Source organism: Mesorhizobium sp. WSM4311, from assembly GCF_002295115.1.
In the GTDB taxonomy this organism is placed as follows: Bacteria; Pseudomonadota; Alphaproteobacteria; order Rhizobiales; family Rhizobiaceae; genus Mesorhizobium.
The window spans coordinates 15,572-30,329 of sequence record NZ_NSFV01000004.1 but is presented as its reverse complement, the minus strand read 5'-3'; the positions used below and the strand labels follow the sequence as shown (position 1 = coordinate 30,329).

Below are 14,758 nucleotides of genomic sequence, written 5' to 3'. Positions count from 1 at the left end.
TGGAATTGCTCTAGGCCGGCAGTAACAATACCGGGGTCGCTTGTGAACGAAAAGGGGCCCTGCGTCGCGCAGGACCCCAGACTTCGTAACAGAGATTACTTCAGGTCTTCGGCCTTGATGTAGCCGGAGTCGACGACCAGCTTCTGGTAGTTCGACTTGTCGACATCATGCGGCGTCAGCAGGATCGAGGGAACGACCTTGACGTCGTTGTTGTAGGTCTTGGTGTCGAGGCCGTCAGGCTTGCCGCCCGAGAGCACCTTGTCGACCAGTTCGACGGTCGACTTGGCCAGTTCGCGGGTGTCCTTGAACACGGTCGAATACTGCTCGCCCGAGATGATCAGCTTGACCGAGGCGGTCTCGGCGTCCTGACCGGTCACGATCGGCCAGGGCTGAGCGGCCGTGCCGTAACCCACGGCGCGCAGCGAGGCGGTGATGCCGCGCGACAGGCCATCATAGGGCGACAGAACGCCATCGACGCGGCTGCCGTCCGAGTAGTTGGCCGACAGCAGGTTGTCCATACGCGCCTGGGCGGTTGCCGCCAGCCAGCGCAGCGTGCCGACCTTGTCCATACCGGTCTGGCCGGACTTGATCTTGATCGAGCCGTCGTCGATCAGCGGCTGCAGGACGGAAATCGCACCGTTGTAGAAGAAGAAGGCGTTGTTGTCGTCGGGCGAGCCGCCGAACAGTTCGACGTTCCACGGCTTGGTGTTCGGGAAGCGCTCCTTGAGGCCCTTGACCAGCGAATTCGCCTGGATCACGCCGACGCCGAAATTGTCGAAGGTGGTGTAATAGTCGACATTGGCGGTCTTCTTGATCAGGCGGTCATAAGCAACGACGACGACGCCCGCGTCAGCGGCCTTCTGCAGCGCATCCGACAGGGTGGTGCCGTCGATCGAGGCGATGATCAGCGCCTTCGGGCCCTTGGTGATTTCGTTCTCCAGCTGGCTGAGCTGGTTGGGGATGTCGTCCTGCGCATATTGCAGGTCGACGGTGTAGCCGAGAGCCTCGAGCTGGGACTTGACGGCGTCGCCGTCATTGATCCAGCGCTGCGAAGTCTTGGTCGGCATCAGCACGCCGACGAGACCCTTGTCGGCCGCGTGCGCCGACGAATAGGTCATGGCAGCGATGCCAAGCGCCGCGACTGCGGCCAGTGTCTTGATGATTTTCACGTAACTCTCCCTGGTTGATGGACGCAGCACCCCGGGGGTCGCGGGCCGCGCAATCGTGCAGAAGTGCCGACGCACTGCTGCCGTCATATCGATCTCCGGTATCCTCCCATGGCCCCGAGCCGCTGATTTCAATCGATACGATTTTATCGTTGGCGACCGTTGCGTCTCGGAACGGGCTGACGTTGCCGTCCTTTTGCCATAACTGTCAAATGCGATCTTTGATGGTTGCTATACCGCAAGTGGTATATGTTATGACGCTTGACGGGCTGCTGGCAAATGCCTGCGGGCGGCGGGCGGAGGCAGGAAAAACCATGGCGGCGTTACGGAATCCGGCTGCGGGTTCAAATGATTACAACGAGACCCCAGGCGATGGCGAAACCCTGCTGCGCAGCGGCCTCAGCCTGCGTCATATGCGCATGATCGTCGCGCTCGACGATCACGGTCGGGTGAGCGCGGCGGCGCAGGTCATGAACATTTCGCAGCCGGCGGCATCGCGCATGATTGCCGAGATGGAGGCGGTGCTCGCGGTCAAGCTGTGCGAGAGGCTGCCGCGCGGCATCACGCTCACGCCCTACGGCAAGGCCTTGGCCAGGCGTGCGCGTTCGATCCTGCTGGAGATGCGCGAGGTCGATCGCGAGATTTCCGAGCTCAAGGCGGGCAAGGGCGGTTCCGTGTTTCTCGGTGCGGTGACGGCGCCGGCGATCGAACTGGCGGTGCCGGCGATCCGCGAAATCCGCCGCATCTATCCACGCATCGAGATCACCATGCAGGTCGAGACCTCGAATGTGCTGGCGCGCGAACTGATCGCCTCGCGCCATGATTTCATCATTGCGCGCATCCCCGACGATCTCAATCCGCGGCTGTTCGAATCGCGTGTCATCGGCGTCGAGAAAGCCTGCCTGATCGTGCGTCGTGGCCACCCGCTGACCAGGGGCAGTGTGGTGCGGCTGGAAGACACTGCCGCCTATGACTGGGTTTTCCAGTCGGGCGGCTCGCCCTTGCGTCAGGCGATGGAGAGCAATTTCCTCAACCGCAACATCGCGCTGCCGGACCGGATCCTCAACACCAGTTCGCTGCTCCTGACGCTGGTCATGGTAGCGCAGTCCGACGCCATCGCGCCGGTCTCGGTGCAGGTGGCGAAATTCATCCAGAATCCCGACGGACTCGCCGGCGCCATCGATGTCGTCCAGACCGAGTTCGACATCGAGGTCAGGCCCTACAGCCTGATCACGGTCAGGAATCGCGCGCTGTCGCCGGCCGCCAAGATGCTGCACGATTTCATCCTGCGCGAAGTGGGGTGATGGAACAAGAAGTGCAGTCACACGTTCAGGCCAAACGGCATGCTCGCTGGAGCTCGTTTAGGGCGAGGGAACGAGGTGCCGATGTCAACAACTCGGGAGGTTTTGATGGAACGTCGGTTGTTTCTTACAGGAATGCTGGGCGTTGCGGGAGCCGTGGCGTTTGCGGGCATAGCCGGACCTGGCAGCGCGGTTGCCGGCATTCCTCAGGGCGACGGAATTCTCGATGAACTAGACAAGCCGGATCCGGCTGTCTTCGAAGGCGATGACGACCTCGAAGTGGAAAAGGTCTCTCACCGTCGTTGGCATCATCGCTACTACGGAGATCGCTATTACGGAGAGAGGCGGCGGCGGCGCCGCGGCTGGAGAAGGGTTTGCCGTCGGTATTGGCGCCATGGACGCCGTCATGTGCGTTGCTGGCGCGAGCGGGTGTGGCTCCGCGTCTGGCTGTGACGACCCGTTGACGAAAAGGCCGGCCACCGCTGCGTGCCAGGACGGAGACACAGCTTGCCATTGCCCGGGCCATGATGCGCGCGGGCAAGTTGCTTTAGGTAATCACAACACCGTAAAAATCGTACATTCATTTTCAATTGAAATGAGACGACAGGAGAGTAGGATTTTGGCTCTTCGCCCGGCTTCCTCAAACGGCCGGCGCGGCCCGGCTAGTCATCCTGTGTCAACCTGAAGGCTGCCGGGCCGCCTCGACGATTCCTAGCGACCGAGCGGCCATCGCGAAAGCGAGACGAGTTCAGCCTCGTCTTTGATGCCGGCCATATAATTTGCGATAACCCGCGATGCGATCATGTCGAGGGTGTCCGGTGGCGGATGCTCAAGTTTCAGCTTGTCGAAAACCCTGCCGAAGAGTGCCAATTCGGTTGCGTCGAAAATGCCGGCTTCAGTCGCCTTTCGCCGAATTGGCATGATCTTCCTCCCGCAAATCCTGAAGGGAACCATGCCGTAAGTCTTCTTCGCCGCGCAAGTGCTTTATCCGGCCGATGATTGCGGGCTTCACCCATTGTGTCGCCGGATGCTTCATGCCCTTCGGCCCCGGCCCGGCGTGCTCCCGGACGCGCTCCCACAACCGCTCTCGGATGGCCCCCGACATAACGGCCTGTCGCCCGATCCGCCATCAGGTCAAAGGCCGGCTTTCCAGCCTTGCGCTCGACGCCGAGCAGCTTGCATTCGTCGACCGAGTAGCATTTCGCCTGTGGTATTTGCTGTCGCGGCGCTTCGATGCCATTCCTTCAAGGCCAGCCTTGTCGGGCCTTTAGCCAATCGTGACATAAGACACTGATAACATTACATTTTTTTGCTACCCATCGCGGCGGACAGCATGGCCCAGACAAAGGACGCGAGGAGGGAGACACAGCTTGCCATTGCTCGGGCCATGATGCGGGCCGGGAAGCCTTTATAGCTGAGGAATTGTAGGCACGACACGAGCCGCCGTTACTCGAAGGCGGACCTAGGCCCGCCTTCGAGTCCAGTCTAGATTCAGCCGCCCATCTTCTTTGCCATGGCGCAGAAATCTGCGTGCGACTTGTTGAGCGTGGTATCGCCGCAATCTTTCAACACCGCTTTCTGTTCATCGGGTTTCATGGCCGTCCATGCGGCCTTGAAATCCTTTTCCGTCTTCAAAGTTTTCATGCCGGCATCGGTGAAGAACGGCGACATCTTTGCCGGATCGTCGAGTGCAGATGTGTTGCCGGCGGCAAGAGCCGAACCGGTCATCATCGCAAGCGCCATCGCGCCCATTGTGAGCATCTTGATATTCATTGTTTCCTCCGTCGTTGGGTCATTCAGCATGACCTTGGGAAAAAACGTGGATTACCGAACTCGGTTCCCAGCGCTCCACTAGCGCAATCCCTGCATCATGAATCTGTAGATCGTGCCAATTTCTTCATCGATCTCTTCGCCAGGAATGCCTGGCCTCAGCCGCCCGTTTCGCATCCACAGCCATTTCAATGATCAACAGTACGTGGTCACTGATCGGATCGTCGGATAAATGGTCCGATATCCAATGGTAGCTACCTCGCATGCTCATTCCTCACGGAAATCCTGCTGCGAAGCGTGGCGGAGGTCGCCCCGTACGCGCTTCACGCGGCCGATCAAGTCAGGCCTGACCCATTGCGTCGCCGGCCGCCTCATCCCCTTCGGCGGCGGCCCGGCATGTTCCTGGACCCGCTTCCATAGCCGCTCGCGGATGGCCGGCTGGAATTGATGAAGGCCGACCCGACATAGCGGCCGGTCGCCCGATCCGCCATCAGGGCAAAGGCCGGCCTTCGAGCCTTGCGCTCGACGCCGAGCAACTCGTATTGATCGACCGGGTAGCATTTCGCCTTCAGCCAGTCGTCGACGGGCCGCCGCGGACTTGCTGTCGCGGCGCTTCGATACCATTCCTTCAAGGCCAGCCTTGTCGAGCTTTTAGCCAATCGTGATATAAGTCACTGATAACATTACTTTTGGGGCTACTATCGCGGCTGACAACATGGCCCAGACAACGTACGCGAGGACGGAAACACAGCTTGCCATTGCTCGGGCCAGGATGCGGGCTGGAAAGTCCTTCTAGGAAGCTCCGATTGACGGCACCCTATTTTGCGCCTTTCTAGGCAGCATACACGATCCACACTAGAAGAACGAACAGAGCCGCACCCAACGCAAACAGCGTATAGTTCGCAAGGAGTAAAAGGATGGGGAAAAAGTCACTGCGGTAGGCTGTCAGGATCATCCGGACTAGAGGGTTCGAAATTTCATTGTGCAATACCTCGTCTTTGTTTCCTACCGCTCCGATACGTGGAGTTTTGTTCGCCTCAGTCGCCTCAGTCGCCTCAGTCGCCTCAGTCGCCTCAGTCGCCCCTGCCCGCTCTGACTTCGCCGCTGTCTCGGAATTCTCAGCCGCCTCTAAAATCCTGTTTGATATATGGGTCGCCACCAACGGATCATCGGATAGATGGTCCGGTGAAACCGGTTTGGCGAAGATTTCAACGCCATGTGTGCCCATGGGCCACTAAGCGTCTTTCCTGACTTAAGTTCCCTCCAAAGGGCCGCGCGAGAGTAAGATGGGCCTTTGGTCCGACCAGTATCCGACTGAAGTCCGCCGTCAGGGAACCATGCCGCTGGCGGTAAGTTCGGAACAGCGGCGGGCGGAAGGTCCCGCTGTCGTCAGATTACAAGAGGAGAAAATTATGAGAATGCATCTAACCAGCGCCGCGGCGGCGCTCGTCCTGCTTGCCGGCGTTGGCGCAGTGGCCGCGGAGGATGTTGTCATCACACCTGAGCAGGATACCGTAGTACGCGAATACGTGAAGAAGCAGCCGCTGGCTTCCGTCAAGCTTCCGGGAGTGGAACTCAACGTCGGCACAGCTCTGCCGGATACGGTCGAGTTGCACGAGGTTCCGAACGTCAAATACCGCTACGTTGTGATCGACAACCGGACGGTTCTTGTGGAACCGAGCACGCGTAAGATCATCAAGGTCTACAACTGATCTGATGTAACAGCTCGTCGCCTTCATTGGCGGCGGGCTTTACGAGGAATTGCGATAGGTATCACCATGTCACATCGTGAGGTTGGGAATTCCGAGGCTTTGGCGTCGCGCGTCGTCGATCTCAAGACCCGAATGCTCGAAGCGAACATTACAGACGGCGAGATCGAGACATTCCAGAAGGTGGCTGCCCTTCTGGAGGATGTCCACGGGCGTATCGAGGGCGACGACCTGATTGCCGCGTCGTTCCTTGTCGACCCGCATGTCGGTTGAAGCGGCCTGTTCCCGGGGCTCATGTGGACCGCGATCGACCGCTGGGGCGTCAAGTCCGGCCTCCATCAAAGGACTGAAGTCCCTTCCCGATCCGCCAGAAGGCCCAGCCTGGAACATTTTCCGCCACTCTTGTTTGTTCTCAATGGGACACCGGTTGGGAGAAATACGGAAATGGCTTTGTGCGATGAACTGAGCGACGTGACGATGGAGTTCCACTGTCCGGCCTGCTCACACCCTATGGCAAGGCCTGGTTCCTGGCTCCGCACAATCGGAAGCTTCAGATGCGACAGCTGCAAAGCTATGGTGCGCATAGGTTATGAAAAGAAGCTGTCGATCTTTGCGGGCTACCTGAAAAACCGGCACCAGCATGGCGCCGGCGTCGCGCCATCACGCCAGGCGGATCGACCAATTCCGCGCTTTCCTCTGCATGGAGCATAAGCCCTGGCGGCCCGGCGGTTGACGATTGGGGCACTTGGTCAGCAGCCGGGCCTAACCGGCGGTTTGTTGGGGTATGTGGGTTGCCGCCGGCTGGGGCAAAAATGCGCCGAACCCAAGAGGCTGGCATCATTCGAACAGGCGATCAGGAATGCGGGCAAGCGCGTCCTTACAAGAATAGAGTTGCCTGACCGAATCTTTACGCCAGTTTGAATGATATCGGGTGCAACCAGCAAAAGGCGCGCCCGGTTAAGAGACCGCATTGCGCTCCCGCCCCAGGAGACGCGACGTGGCGGAAACCAATCCCAATTTCAATCAGACAGGCTCAGGAGTTGCGGTCCCTGTCCGCAAGCTGGAGCGGGTAGCGGGAATCGAACCCGCGCGTTCAGCTTGGGAAGCTGACAGGCTACCATTACATCATACCCGCGCGTGCCCTCGTTACCATGAGGTTCGGCCTTCGGGCAATCGCAAAGCGGTTCCCTCGAACAAACGCTTTCGCTGGTCCTCGGCGCTGGCCGTGATTCCTATTTTGCCTTGGCGACTTTGTTGCTGGCGGCAAAGCTTGGCCAGTATTTCGAGATGGCGAGCGTCGCGCCGGCGGACGAGAAATGACCGTAGTCGAAGTAGAGAAACTGCCTGGTGCCGGCGTCGGCATAGGAGCAGCCGGCCGCGTCGCACAGATAGGCCAGCGGGTCGATGAAAGTCGCCCCTTTGACGAATGGCAGCACCTGCTTGTTGATGTCCGGATCCATGGCCATCGGCCAGGATGTGTTCGCGACGTGCTCCCTTCTTGCGAAGAAGGCGATTTTCTGGACGTCGGCGATGAACTCCGGAGACTGGCCGATGACATAGACCTTGACGCCCATGTCGCGCAGCCGGTCGACTGTCTTCTGCAGGCCGTCGAAGCCCCGTGCCTGATAGTCGGTCCACCGGCCGCTCAGGATCACCGCCTGGATGTTGGCATCGTGGATGATCGACAACGCCCGTTCGTTGAAACGCGTGCAGGCCGGCCGGGCATAGGAAAAGTAGCTCAGATTGGGCGGGCAGCCGGCATAGGTATACTGGATGATATTGGCCTGGATTTTCTGCGCATTGGCTTCCAGCCCCGACACGTAGTGCGCGGCGAAGGAATCGCCCCACAGCAGCACATTGGTGGGAAAGCCGTGCGTTCGGGTGCAGTCGGCGAGGTTCCAGTTCTCGATCCGGCTCGCGCCCTCGTTGAAACAGACGCCATTGCGCCAGTCACCCACCAGGACCCGTTCCGTCGAGAAATCCGGGAACCGTTGCGGAAAACCCTTGCCCAGCGCACCGGCCAGGCCGCCGACGCACAGCAGGGCGATCGCCGCGGCCGAGAAGGCGAAGATGGGCAGGGGGGCGGTGAAGGCTCGCTTCTGGCGGAAGGGCTGCTCGACATATTTCCACGAGAACGTGGCAAGCGCGACGCTTGCCACGATCATCGCCATGATCGTCGGCACGCCGATGGCCTTGAGCGAGAGATAGTGGACGAACGAATTGATCGGCCAGTGAACGAGGTAGAGCGAATAGGAGATAAGGCCGATCCACACCAGCGGTGCGAGCCGCAGCACCTGCGTGGCGACGGGGACCGGCCTGTCCGCATGGGGCTGGCCAGCATAGATGAGCAGCGCCGTTCCCATGCAGGGAAACAGGGCATTGTAGCCCGGAAACGGATCGCTTTCCGAAATCGTCAGAAAGCCGAAGGCGATCAGGCCAAAACCGGCCAGCCCGATCAGTTCAGTCAGCGGACGGCTGGCAAGCGCCGGCGGCTTTCTCAGCATCAGCATGGCGCCCAGCGCCAGCTCCCAGATGCGCGTCGGCAACAGGTAGAAGCCGGCGGTCGGCGCCAGCGTGGTTGCCATGACCGCCAGGGCAAAACTGCCTACGGCAATCGGCAGCAATATCGTCAGCCAGCGCTTCGAGGCGTATCGGTAGATCAGATACACCAGGACCGGTGCGAAGATGTAATACTGCTCCTCGACCGAAAGCGACCATGTGTGCAGCAGCGGCCGTAGTTCCGCGTCGATGGAGAAATAGTTGGTCGTTTTCCAGAAATAGATGTTCGACCAGAAGGTCGAGGCCGCGATCACGCTGAGGCTGTACTCGTGGAGATCCGACGGCAGGAGGATGAACCAGGCGGCGACACTGGCGAGCAGGATGACGAAGGTCAGCGCCGGCAGGATGCGCCGCGCGCGGCGCCAGTAAAAGCGGCCGATCGAGAACTGGCCGCGCTCGAGGTCGTCGAGCAGGCTGCCGCTGATCAGATAGCCCGATATGACGAAGAAGATATCGACACCGGTGAAGCCGCCGGGAATGGCCGATACGCCGAAATGGAAGAGCACGACGGGCAGCACCGCAACGGCCCGCAGGCCATCAATATCACGCCTGTAGTTCATTCGGCGGGTCCGTACGCCGTGGCCCTTGGCAGCCGTGCGGCGGAACCTGACATGCTCCTCATGCGGCGATGTCCCCGTCGTTCGAAAAATCGTGGCTCGTAGGTTTCACGGACTGTGCTCTGCAACACAAGTTTGCTGCACTGCAACATCCATGTCAAGGCAGATGCCAGATCTTCGAACGCTGACGAAACCGGTTTCGAACGGAGGCTGTAGATCAGGCGGGAGGCAGGTAGATCACGGCGTCGTCGTCCGCATAGGCTCGCTTCCAGCCCAACTCCGCGAAGAATGGGATGCGGGTATCGTCGGCCGTAAGGAGTGCCCAGCCGATGGCGTATTTCTTCAACTGGGCCTCGAGCAGCGGTTTTCCGTCGCTGTGTCCCGTCGCGTCCTCGGCTTTCGTGAAGCCGCCGAGGAACAGCTGGTCCGTCCTGCCGTCGACGTAGGTCTTGATGCCGTGAAAGATCAGCGTGCCGCCGAAATTATAGGAATTCAGCACATTGCCGGAAAGCTGGTGATCGCGTGCGTATGCGAGGGCGCCGTTGGCCGCTGTCTTCGGGCTCGGCGCCACCTGGTAGGCACTGCCGAGGATGACGACCGCACCGATCAGCAGGACAGCGATTGCGCCGCAGATCGCGTAAAACTGGCTGGCGAAGAGTCTTTCCAGTCCGTCACGCTTTTCCGCCAGCCAGGTCGGGGTCGAGACCGAGGGGTATTGCCGGGCGACTTCGACCGCGATCACCAAGGGGATCAGCAGGAAGGGCAGATATACGAACCGCAGATGGGCGAGATAGACATGCAAGGCGAAGACGATGAACACTGCCTTGGCCCAACCGATCCGCAGCCTCGATACCAAAAGTCCAAAAAGCGCCAACAGCATCACCGCTTCCTGGAGGATCTGCTCCTGCGCGTTGAACGCCCGCCACTCCAGGATGAGTGGCACCGCCTCGTTGCCATAGGCCACCGTGAACGTCGCCAGGATGGCTTTCATCCCATAGGGATGCATCAGGCTGACCAGCGGGCAGAGCAGGCCGAAAGCAACCCATTTTGCCAGGAGGGCGGGTTTCGACAGGCCCGAGCGCGCCAGGAGATCGAGCCCGGCGAAGGCAGCGATGACGAAGCTCAGGGTGAACGTGGCATGAAGGTTGGCCCACAAGACCACAAGCACCAGCAGCCACGGGGGCGGGGCTCTCTCTTCCTGCGCGGCGCCAAACAGCATTGCCGTCCAGACGACGATGATCGGCAAGGTGAAGACGTGTGGACGGGCCGTATAGATCGGGGCGATCAGCAAAGCCGCGGCGAAGGCCAGCGCTATCGCCAGTGTCGGCTTCAGCCATGCGCTGAGGAACCATCCCATCAGGAAGACCGTCAGGCTGACCGTGGCGATGATCAGTGTGACGACGCCATTCCAGCCGCCGGCACGGTAGGCGAGGGCCAGAAAGACCTGCCCCAGCCATTCCTTGGCGATCCAGGGCTGACCGGCGAACGTATAGGAATAGGGGTCGACGACGGGAAACGTCCGGTTTTCCAGAAAGTCCAATCCGACCTTCACCTGCCACCAACTGTCGGGATCCTGAAGCATCGCGCTGGCCAAGGTGGCAAGCAGATAGGCCACCAGGCAGGCGCAGAGAAGGCAGAGTATCAGCCTGATGCGTTGCGCGTCCCCGAGCGACGGCCTCGCCGCCGCGATTGCTGTGGACTGGTTCATGTCGCGGCTCCAGGTGGCGGCGTCGCCGCCACGACTGGTGTATGGCCGAGCGTCGTGTAGAGAAGCCCGACGGCGCCAAAGCGCAGCATCCGCGAGACATCAAACGGAAGAGCCGACCGCATCCTGCCCATGCCGTTCCCGTTGCATCCGCTCGCCCTTCGCCTCAGCCACGCGCGGCTCTTTTCGCCATCTCCTGCAGGCGATGGACGGGCAGGTCGCTGTCCTTGGCCGGCTGGTCGCGCGAAACGATTTCGTTGACGAAATACAGCGGCCGCCGCTTCGTCTCCATGTACATGCGGCCTAGATACTCGCCGAAAATGCCGAGCACTAGAAGCTGGACGCTGCCCAGGATCAGCATGATCGCGGCAAGGCTCGTCCAGCCGGGCACCACGTTGCCCCTGGACCATTCGATCAGCGTGTAGCCGAGCACGACCAGGCCGAGCAGGCCGAACATTATCCCCAGCATCGAGGCAAACCGCAAAGGCACGATCGAAAAGCTGGTCATCGCGTCGACCGCCAGCAGGATCATCTTCTTCAGCGGATAGTGGGTGGTGCCGGCGAAGCGCCGGTGCCGCTCGTAAGGGAAGGCGACCTGCCTGAGCCCGATCCAACTCACCATGCCGCGAATGAACCTGTAGCGTTCGGGCATCGCATTCAGATGGTCGAGCGCCCGGCGGCTCATCAGCCGGAAGTCTCCGGAGTCCGGTGCGATCTCGACATCGACCATCCGGCCGAGCAGGCGGTAGAACATCGAGGCGGAGGCCAGCTTGAACCAGCCTTCGCCGTCGCGCTTGACCCTCTGGCCGTAGACGACGTCGAAGCCTTCATCCATCTTCGCCATCATCGCGCCGAGCAGTTCTGGCGGATCCTGGAGATCGGCGTCGAGAATGAGGATGCGCTCGCCGCGGCAGAATTCCAGCCCCGCGCTCAAGGCGATCTGGTGGCCGTAATTGCGGGCAAGGTCGATGGCGACCACATGGTCGTCCTTTTCGGCCAGTTCGAAAATGGCCTCGCGGGTGCCGTCGGTCGCCCCATCGATGACAAGCACGATCTCGTAGGAACGGCCTTGCTCGAGGCATACGGCGCTGACGCGTCGGTGAAGCTCGGCCACGCCGTCGCGCTCGTTGTAGCATGGCACGACGACCGACAGCGTGACCGCGCGGTGCGCGCCGATTTTTCCCGTTCCCACCAAAGCCTGGCTCCCGCTCTTGCCATGGCAATAGCGGCAATTGGTTAGAAAACAGATAAGCCAGGGATCGACATCGGATCATCGGCCGGCCGACGCGATGGGCTCGGCACGTCACGAACGCACCGGCAACTCCATGCGGATGCGGGCGCCGCGCCAGGAGCCCGTCAGGATGCGGATCGTCCCGTCATGCAGCAGCGCGATCTGCCGGGCGAGGTTCAGTCCCAGCCCCGCGCCGCGCGACTGCGGCTGCAAGCGGTAGAAGGGCTCGAAGACGTTCTCGTGCTCTTCCGCGGGAATGCCCGGCCCCTCGTCGCGCACCTCGATGCCACCGGCCGCGTCGATGGCGATCGTGATCGTGCCGCCGCCGCCGCCATGCTCGATTGCGTTGCGCACTAGGTTGGCGAGCGCCCGCTCGATCTGCAGGACATTGATCTCTGCTCGGGCCTTGTTTGGCGACGGTTCGAAGGCAAGGTCATAGCCGGCCTCGATGGCGAGCGGTGCGAAGTCGGCCGCCACCCGGCTGACGAGATCGTCGAGATCGACGATCTGGCGCTGGTCCGACGGGCGGTCGAGCAACTGATGGTCGAGCAGTTGCTGGGCAAGATGCGACAGGCGTTCGATGTCACGCAGCAGTCGCGCGCTCTGCGGTTCCTGCTTCAAAAGTTCGGCGCGTGTGCGCAGGATGGCGATCGGCGTGCGCAGTTCATGCGCCGCGTCGGTGAGGAAACGGTTGTGGCGGTCGTAACCCTGGGCGAGGCGGGCAAGCGCCTCGTTGAAGGCATGCACGAGCGGCGCGATTTCCTGCGGCACCTGCTTGACCGGCAGTTGCATGGCGCGGGTGCCGATGTCGATGCGCGCCGCCTGGCGGACCGTTTCGACAAGGCCGGCGAAGGAACGGCGCACCACGGCTGGCGTCGTCACCAGCGTCGTCGTGCCCATGACGAGAATGATGGGCAAAAGCAGGATCGCGATGACGAGCGCGAGCGCCGGCAGGGCGCGCTCCCAGTTCCTGCTGCCGTCCGGATTGCGGGCGACTTCGACGGTGGCCGAAATGTTGATTTCGAGGCCGTCGGTTTGCTGGCGCGACGACTGCGTCGCGGCGATGATCTGCACCATGCCGGCCTTGGTCGAAGCGTTTTCGATATAGGCTTCCGGCCGCATGTCCTTGTCGGAGAACCCGATCGTGGCGTGATCGGCCGCGTCAAGCAACTCGTCGAAGCCTTTGGTGTAGATGTCGGGTATGTTGCCGGCACGGACGCTCTCGCCGCTGCCATCGCGAACGAGGTACCAGACATTGGGGAAGCTCTCGCGAAACGCGGTGAGTTCCTCCGTTTCACGCACGATCAGCCTGCCGTCCTTGTCCCGGTCGACGGCATCCTTGACGGCCGCGACGGCGGCCTCGTTGTCGATCAAAAGGCGCGGATTGGCGATCCAAAGGGCTGCCGCGCAAAGCACGATGAAGATGAGCAGCGTCGCCGCCTGCAGCAGGATCAGCCGCCGGACCAGGATCCATTGCAGCGAGCCGGTGCGGACCTTTTTCACGAGACCGCCCGCAGGAGATAGCCGAGATTGCGGATCGCCCGGATCTCGATGCCGGCGGCGACATCGTCGAGCTTGCGGCGCAGCCGCGAAATATGCGCATCGAGCGCATTGGAGCCGATCTCGTCGTCGAGGGCATAGACAGCCTCTTCCAGCGCGCTGCGCATGATGGTCCGGCCCGGCCGGCGGATCAGCGTTTCCAGCACCAGCCTCTCGCGCCGCGGCAGATCGAGCGCCTGGTCCTCGATCAGCGCCTCGCGATGGCGGAAATCATAGGTGAGGCGGCCGACCATTGTCTGGTTGGCGCGCGATGTGAACGAGCGCCGGTGCAAGGCATGAAGCCGCGCGACGAGTTCCACCGTGGCGAAGGGCTTGACCATGTAATCGTCGGCCCCGGCATCGAGCCCGGCGACCCGGTCGTCCAGCCCGCTCATCGCCGTCAATGCGATGACAGGTACTTCCAGATGCAAGGCACGCAGGCGCGGTATGAGGCTGAGACCGTCGCCATCCGGTAGCCGGCGGTCCAGCACCACCGCGTCGTGATAGCCCAGGCGGGCCATCGCCTCGGCATCGGCCAATGTCGCGGCATGGTCGACGATGATGTCCACACGCTCGAGAGCGACCTTGAGCACGGAGGCCATTTCCGGTTCGTCCTCGATCAACAGGACGCGCATGAATATTCTCCTTTATCCGCGGCCGGTCGGGGGTCCGCGGCCGCGGCAGTTCATTCGCATTCCAGCTTTGGCTGGCGGAAATTGGTGATGAACCAGCGACCGCCGGAAGCGCGGGCATAGAATGTGTAGAAGCATTCCTGACGCTCGATATAGCCGGGCGTCTCGGTCTCTTCATAGACGGTTCCGTGTTTTGTCTCGCGAACCTCGCCGCTCGATGTCCCGGAAACCGCTGACGTCGACACCTTGCGCCACTGATAGGCGCGCTCGCCCTGGCCAAGATCGACGATCGCCGTCGGCGGACCATAATCGAGGACGACCGATTCGACCGGCTGCCCGACATAATTTTTCATGATGTCGGAGGCACAGCCTGCGAGCGCGATTGCGATGAAGACGATCTTCGGGGCCTGGGTCAGGAGGCTGGCGCCATGCGTGGACATATCGGAACAGATTCCCATGGTGAAAATTCACGCGCGGACCTAGATCGCGAAGATTGCATCGACATTGCAGCGACGCGTGGGAAGGGCGCCATTGCGGAAAAAGCCGCTGTGCGGTGGATATCGAGACACCGGATTGCGCGACGCCCAGC

At 61.4% G+C, this 14,758-nt stretch carries 15 protein-coding genes and 1 tRNA gene; 4 read left to right on the top strand and 12 right to left on the bottom strand.

What is annotated here, in order from left to right; genetic code table 11:
- Positions 1–95: 95 nt before the first annotated feature.
- Positions 96–1,169 (bottom strand): multiple monosaccharide ABC transporter substrate-binding protein, encoded by a 1,074-nt coding sequence (gene chvE / locus CK226_RS11015; protein WP_095771896.1) that lies wholly within the window; start codon positions 1,167–1,169, stop codon positions 96–98.
- Between the two features lie 311 nt (positions 1,170–1,480).
- On the opposite strand from chvE, the gene CK226_RS11010 reads away from it, so the two are divergent.
- Positions 1,481–2,470, top strand: coding sequence for a LysR family transcriptional regulator (locus CK226_RS11010; protein ID WP_095771976.1), 990 nt, complete (start codon positions 1,481–1,483; stop codon positions 2,468–2,470).
- A 105-nt stretch (positions 2,471–2,575) separates the two neighbouring features.
- Positions 2,576–2,920 carry a protamine-2 (modular protein) gene (locus tag CK226_RS11005; protein WP_095771977.1) on the top strand — a complete coding sequence of 115 codons (345 nt, stop codon included), beginning with the start codon at positions 2,576–2,578 and terminating at the stop codon, positions 2,918–2,920.
- 258 nt (positions 2,921–3,178) lie between these two features.
- Here CK226_RS11005 and CK226_RS11000 read toward each other — a convergent pair whose 3' ends face one another.
- The 4 genes from CK226_RS11000 to CK226_RS10965 form a co-directional block, all read right to left on the bottom strand.
- Positions 3,179–3,388 carry a hypothetical protein gene (locus tag CK226_RS11000; RefSeq protein WP_095771897.1) on the bottom strand — a complete coding sequence of 70 codons (210 nt, stop codon included), beginning with the start codon at positions 3,386–3,388 and terminating at the stop codon, positions 3,179–3,181.
- A 570-nt stretch (positions 3,389–3,958) separates the two neighbouring features.
- Entirely contained in the window at positions 3,959–4,240 is a 282-nt protein-coding gene (locus tag CK226_RS10985) for a hypothetical protein (protein WP_095787349.1), read from the bottom strand.
- Between the two features lie 368 nt (positions 4,241–4,608).
- Positions 4,609–4,896 (bottom strand): hypothetical protein, encoded by a 288-nt coding sequence (locus tag CK226_RS35345; RefSeq protein WP_245437727.1) that lies wholly within the window; start codon positions 4,894–4,896, stop codon positions 4,609–4,611.
- 173 nt (positions 4,897–5,069) lie between these two features.
- On the bottom strand, positions 5,070–5,465 hold the full coding sequence (locus CK226_RS10965; protein WP_095791877.1) for a hypothetical protein: 396 nt from the start codon (positions 5,463–5,465) through the stop codon (positions 5,070–5,072).
- A 184-nt stretch (positions 5,466–5,649) separates the two neighbouring features.
- On the opposite strand from CK226_RS10965, the gene CK226_RS10960 reads away from it, so the two are divergent.
- Together CK226_RS10960 and CK226_RS10955 are read left to right on the top strand one after the other, a co-directional pair.
- Positions 5,650–5,949: a DUF1236 domain-containing protein gene (locus CK226_RS10960; protein WP_095787315.1), complete on the top strand. Its 300-nt coding sequence runs from the start codon at positions 5,650–5,652 to the stop codon at positions 5,947–5,949.
- A 132-nt stretch (positions 5,950–6,081) separates the two neighbouring features.
- The gene (locus tag CK226_RS10955; RefSeq protein ID WP_348628961.1) at positions 6,082–6,219 is read left to right on the top strand and encodes a hypothetical protein; all 138 of its coding nucleotides are present in this window, start codon (positions 6,082–6,084) and stop codon (positions 6,217–6,219) included.
- A gap of 788 nt (positions 6,220–7,007) precedes the next feature.
- Here the strand turns inward: CK226_RS10955 and CK226_RS10945 are convergent.
- From CK226_RS10945 to CK226_RS10910, 7 genes are all read right to left on the bottom strand, one after another.
- Positions 7,008–7,081, bottom strand: a tRNA-Gly gene (locus CK226_RS10945).
- Between the two features lie 97 nt (positions 7,082–7,178).
- The gene (locus CK226_RS10940) at positions 7,179–9,065 is read right to left on the bottom strand and encodes an acyltransferase family protein (protein WP_095791876.1); all 1,887 of its coding nucleotides are present in this window, start codon (positions 9,063–9,065) and stop codon (positions 7,179–7,181) included.
- A gap of 214 nt (positions 9,066–9,279) precedes the next feature.
- Entirely contained in the window at positions 9,280–10,770 is a 1,491-nt protein-coding gene (locus CK226_RS10935; RefSeq protein ID WP_095787317.1) for a hypothetical protein, read from the bottom strand.
- Positions 10,771–10,933: 163 nt separating this feature from the next.
- Positions 10,934–11,959: a glycosyltransferase family 2 protein gene (locus CK226_RS10925; protein ID WP_095771979.1), complete on the bottom strand. Its 1,026-nt coding sequence runs from the start codon at positions 11,957–11,959 to the stop codon at positions 10,934–10,936.
- 111 nt (positions 11,960–12,070) lie between these two features.
- A complete protein-coding gene (locus tag CK226_RS10920) occupies positions 12,071–13,501 on the bottom strand; it encodes a HAMP domain-containing sensor histidine kinase (protein WP_095791875.1) in 1,431 nt (476 codons plus the stop codon).
- On the bottom strand, positions 13,498–14,172 hold the full coding sequence (locus tag CK226_RS10915; protein WP_095791874.1) for a response regulator transcription factor: 675 nt from the start codon (positions 14,170–14,172) through the stop codon (positions 13,498–13,500). The genes CK226_RS10920 and CK226_RS10915 overlap by 4 nt, the downstream gene beginning before the upstream one ends.
- 50 nt (positions 14,173–14,222) lie before the next feature.
- On the bottom strand, positions 14,223–14,609 hold the full coding sequence (locus CK226_RS10910; RefSeq protein ID WP_095791873.1) for a hypothetical protein: 387 nt from the start codon (positions 14,607–14,609) through the stop codon (positions 14,223–14,225).
- Positions 14,610–14,758 lie beyond the last annotated feature (149 nt).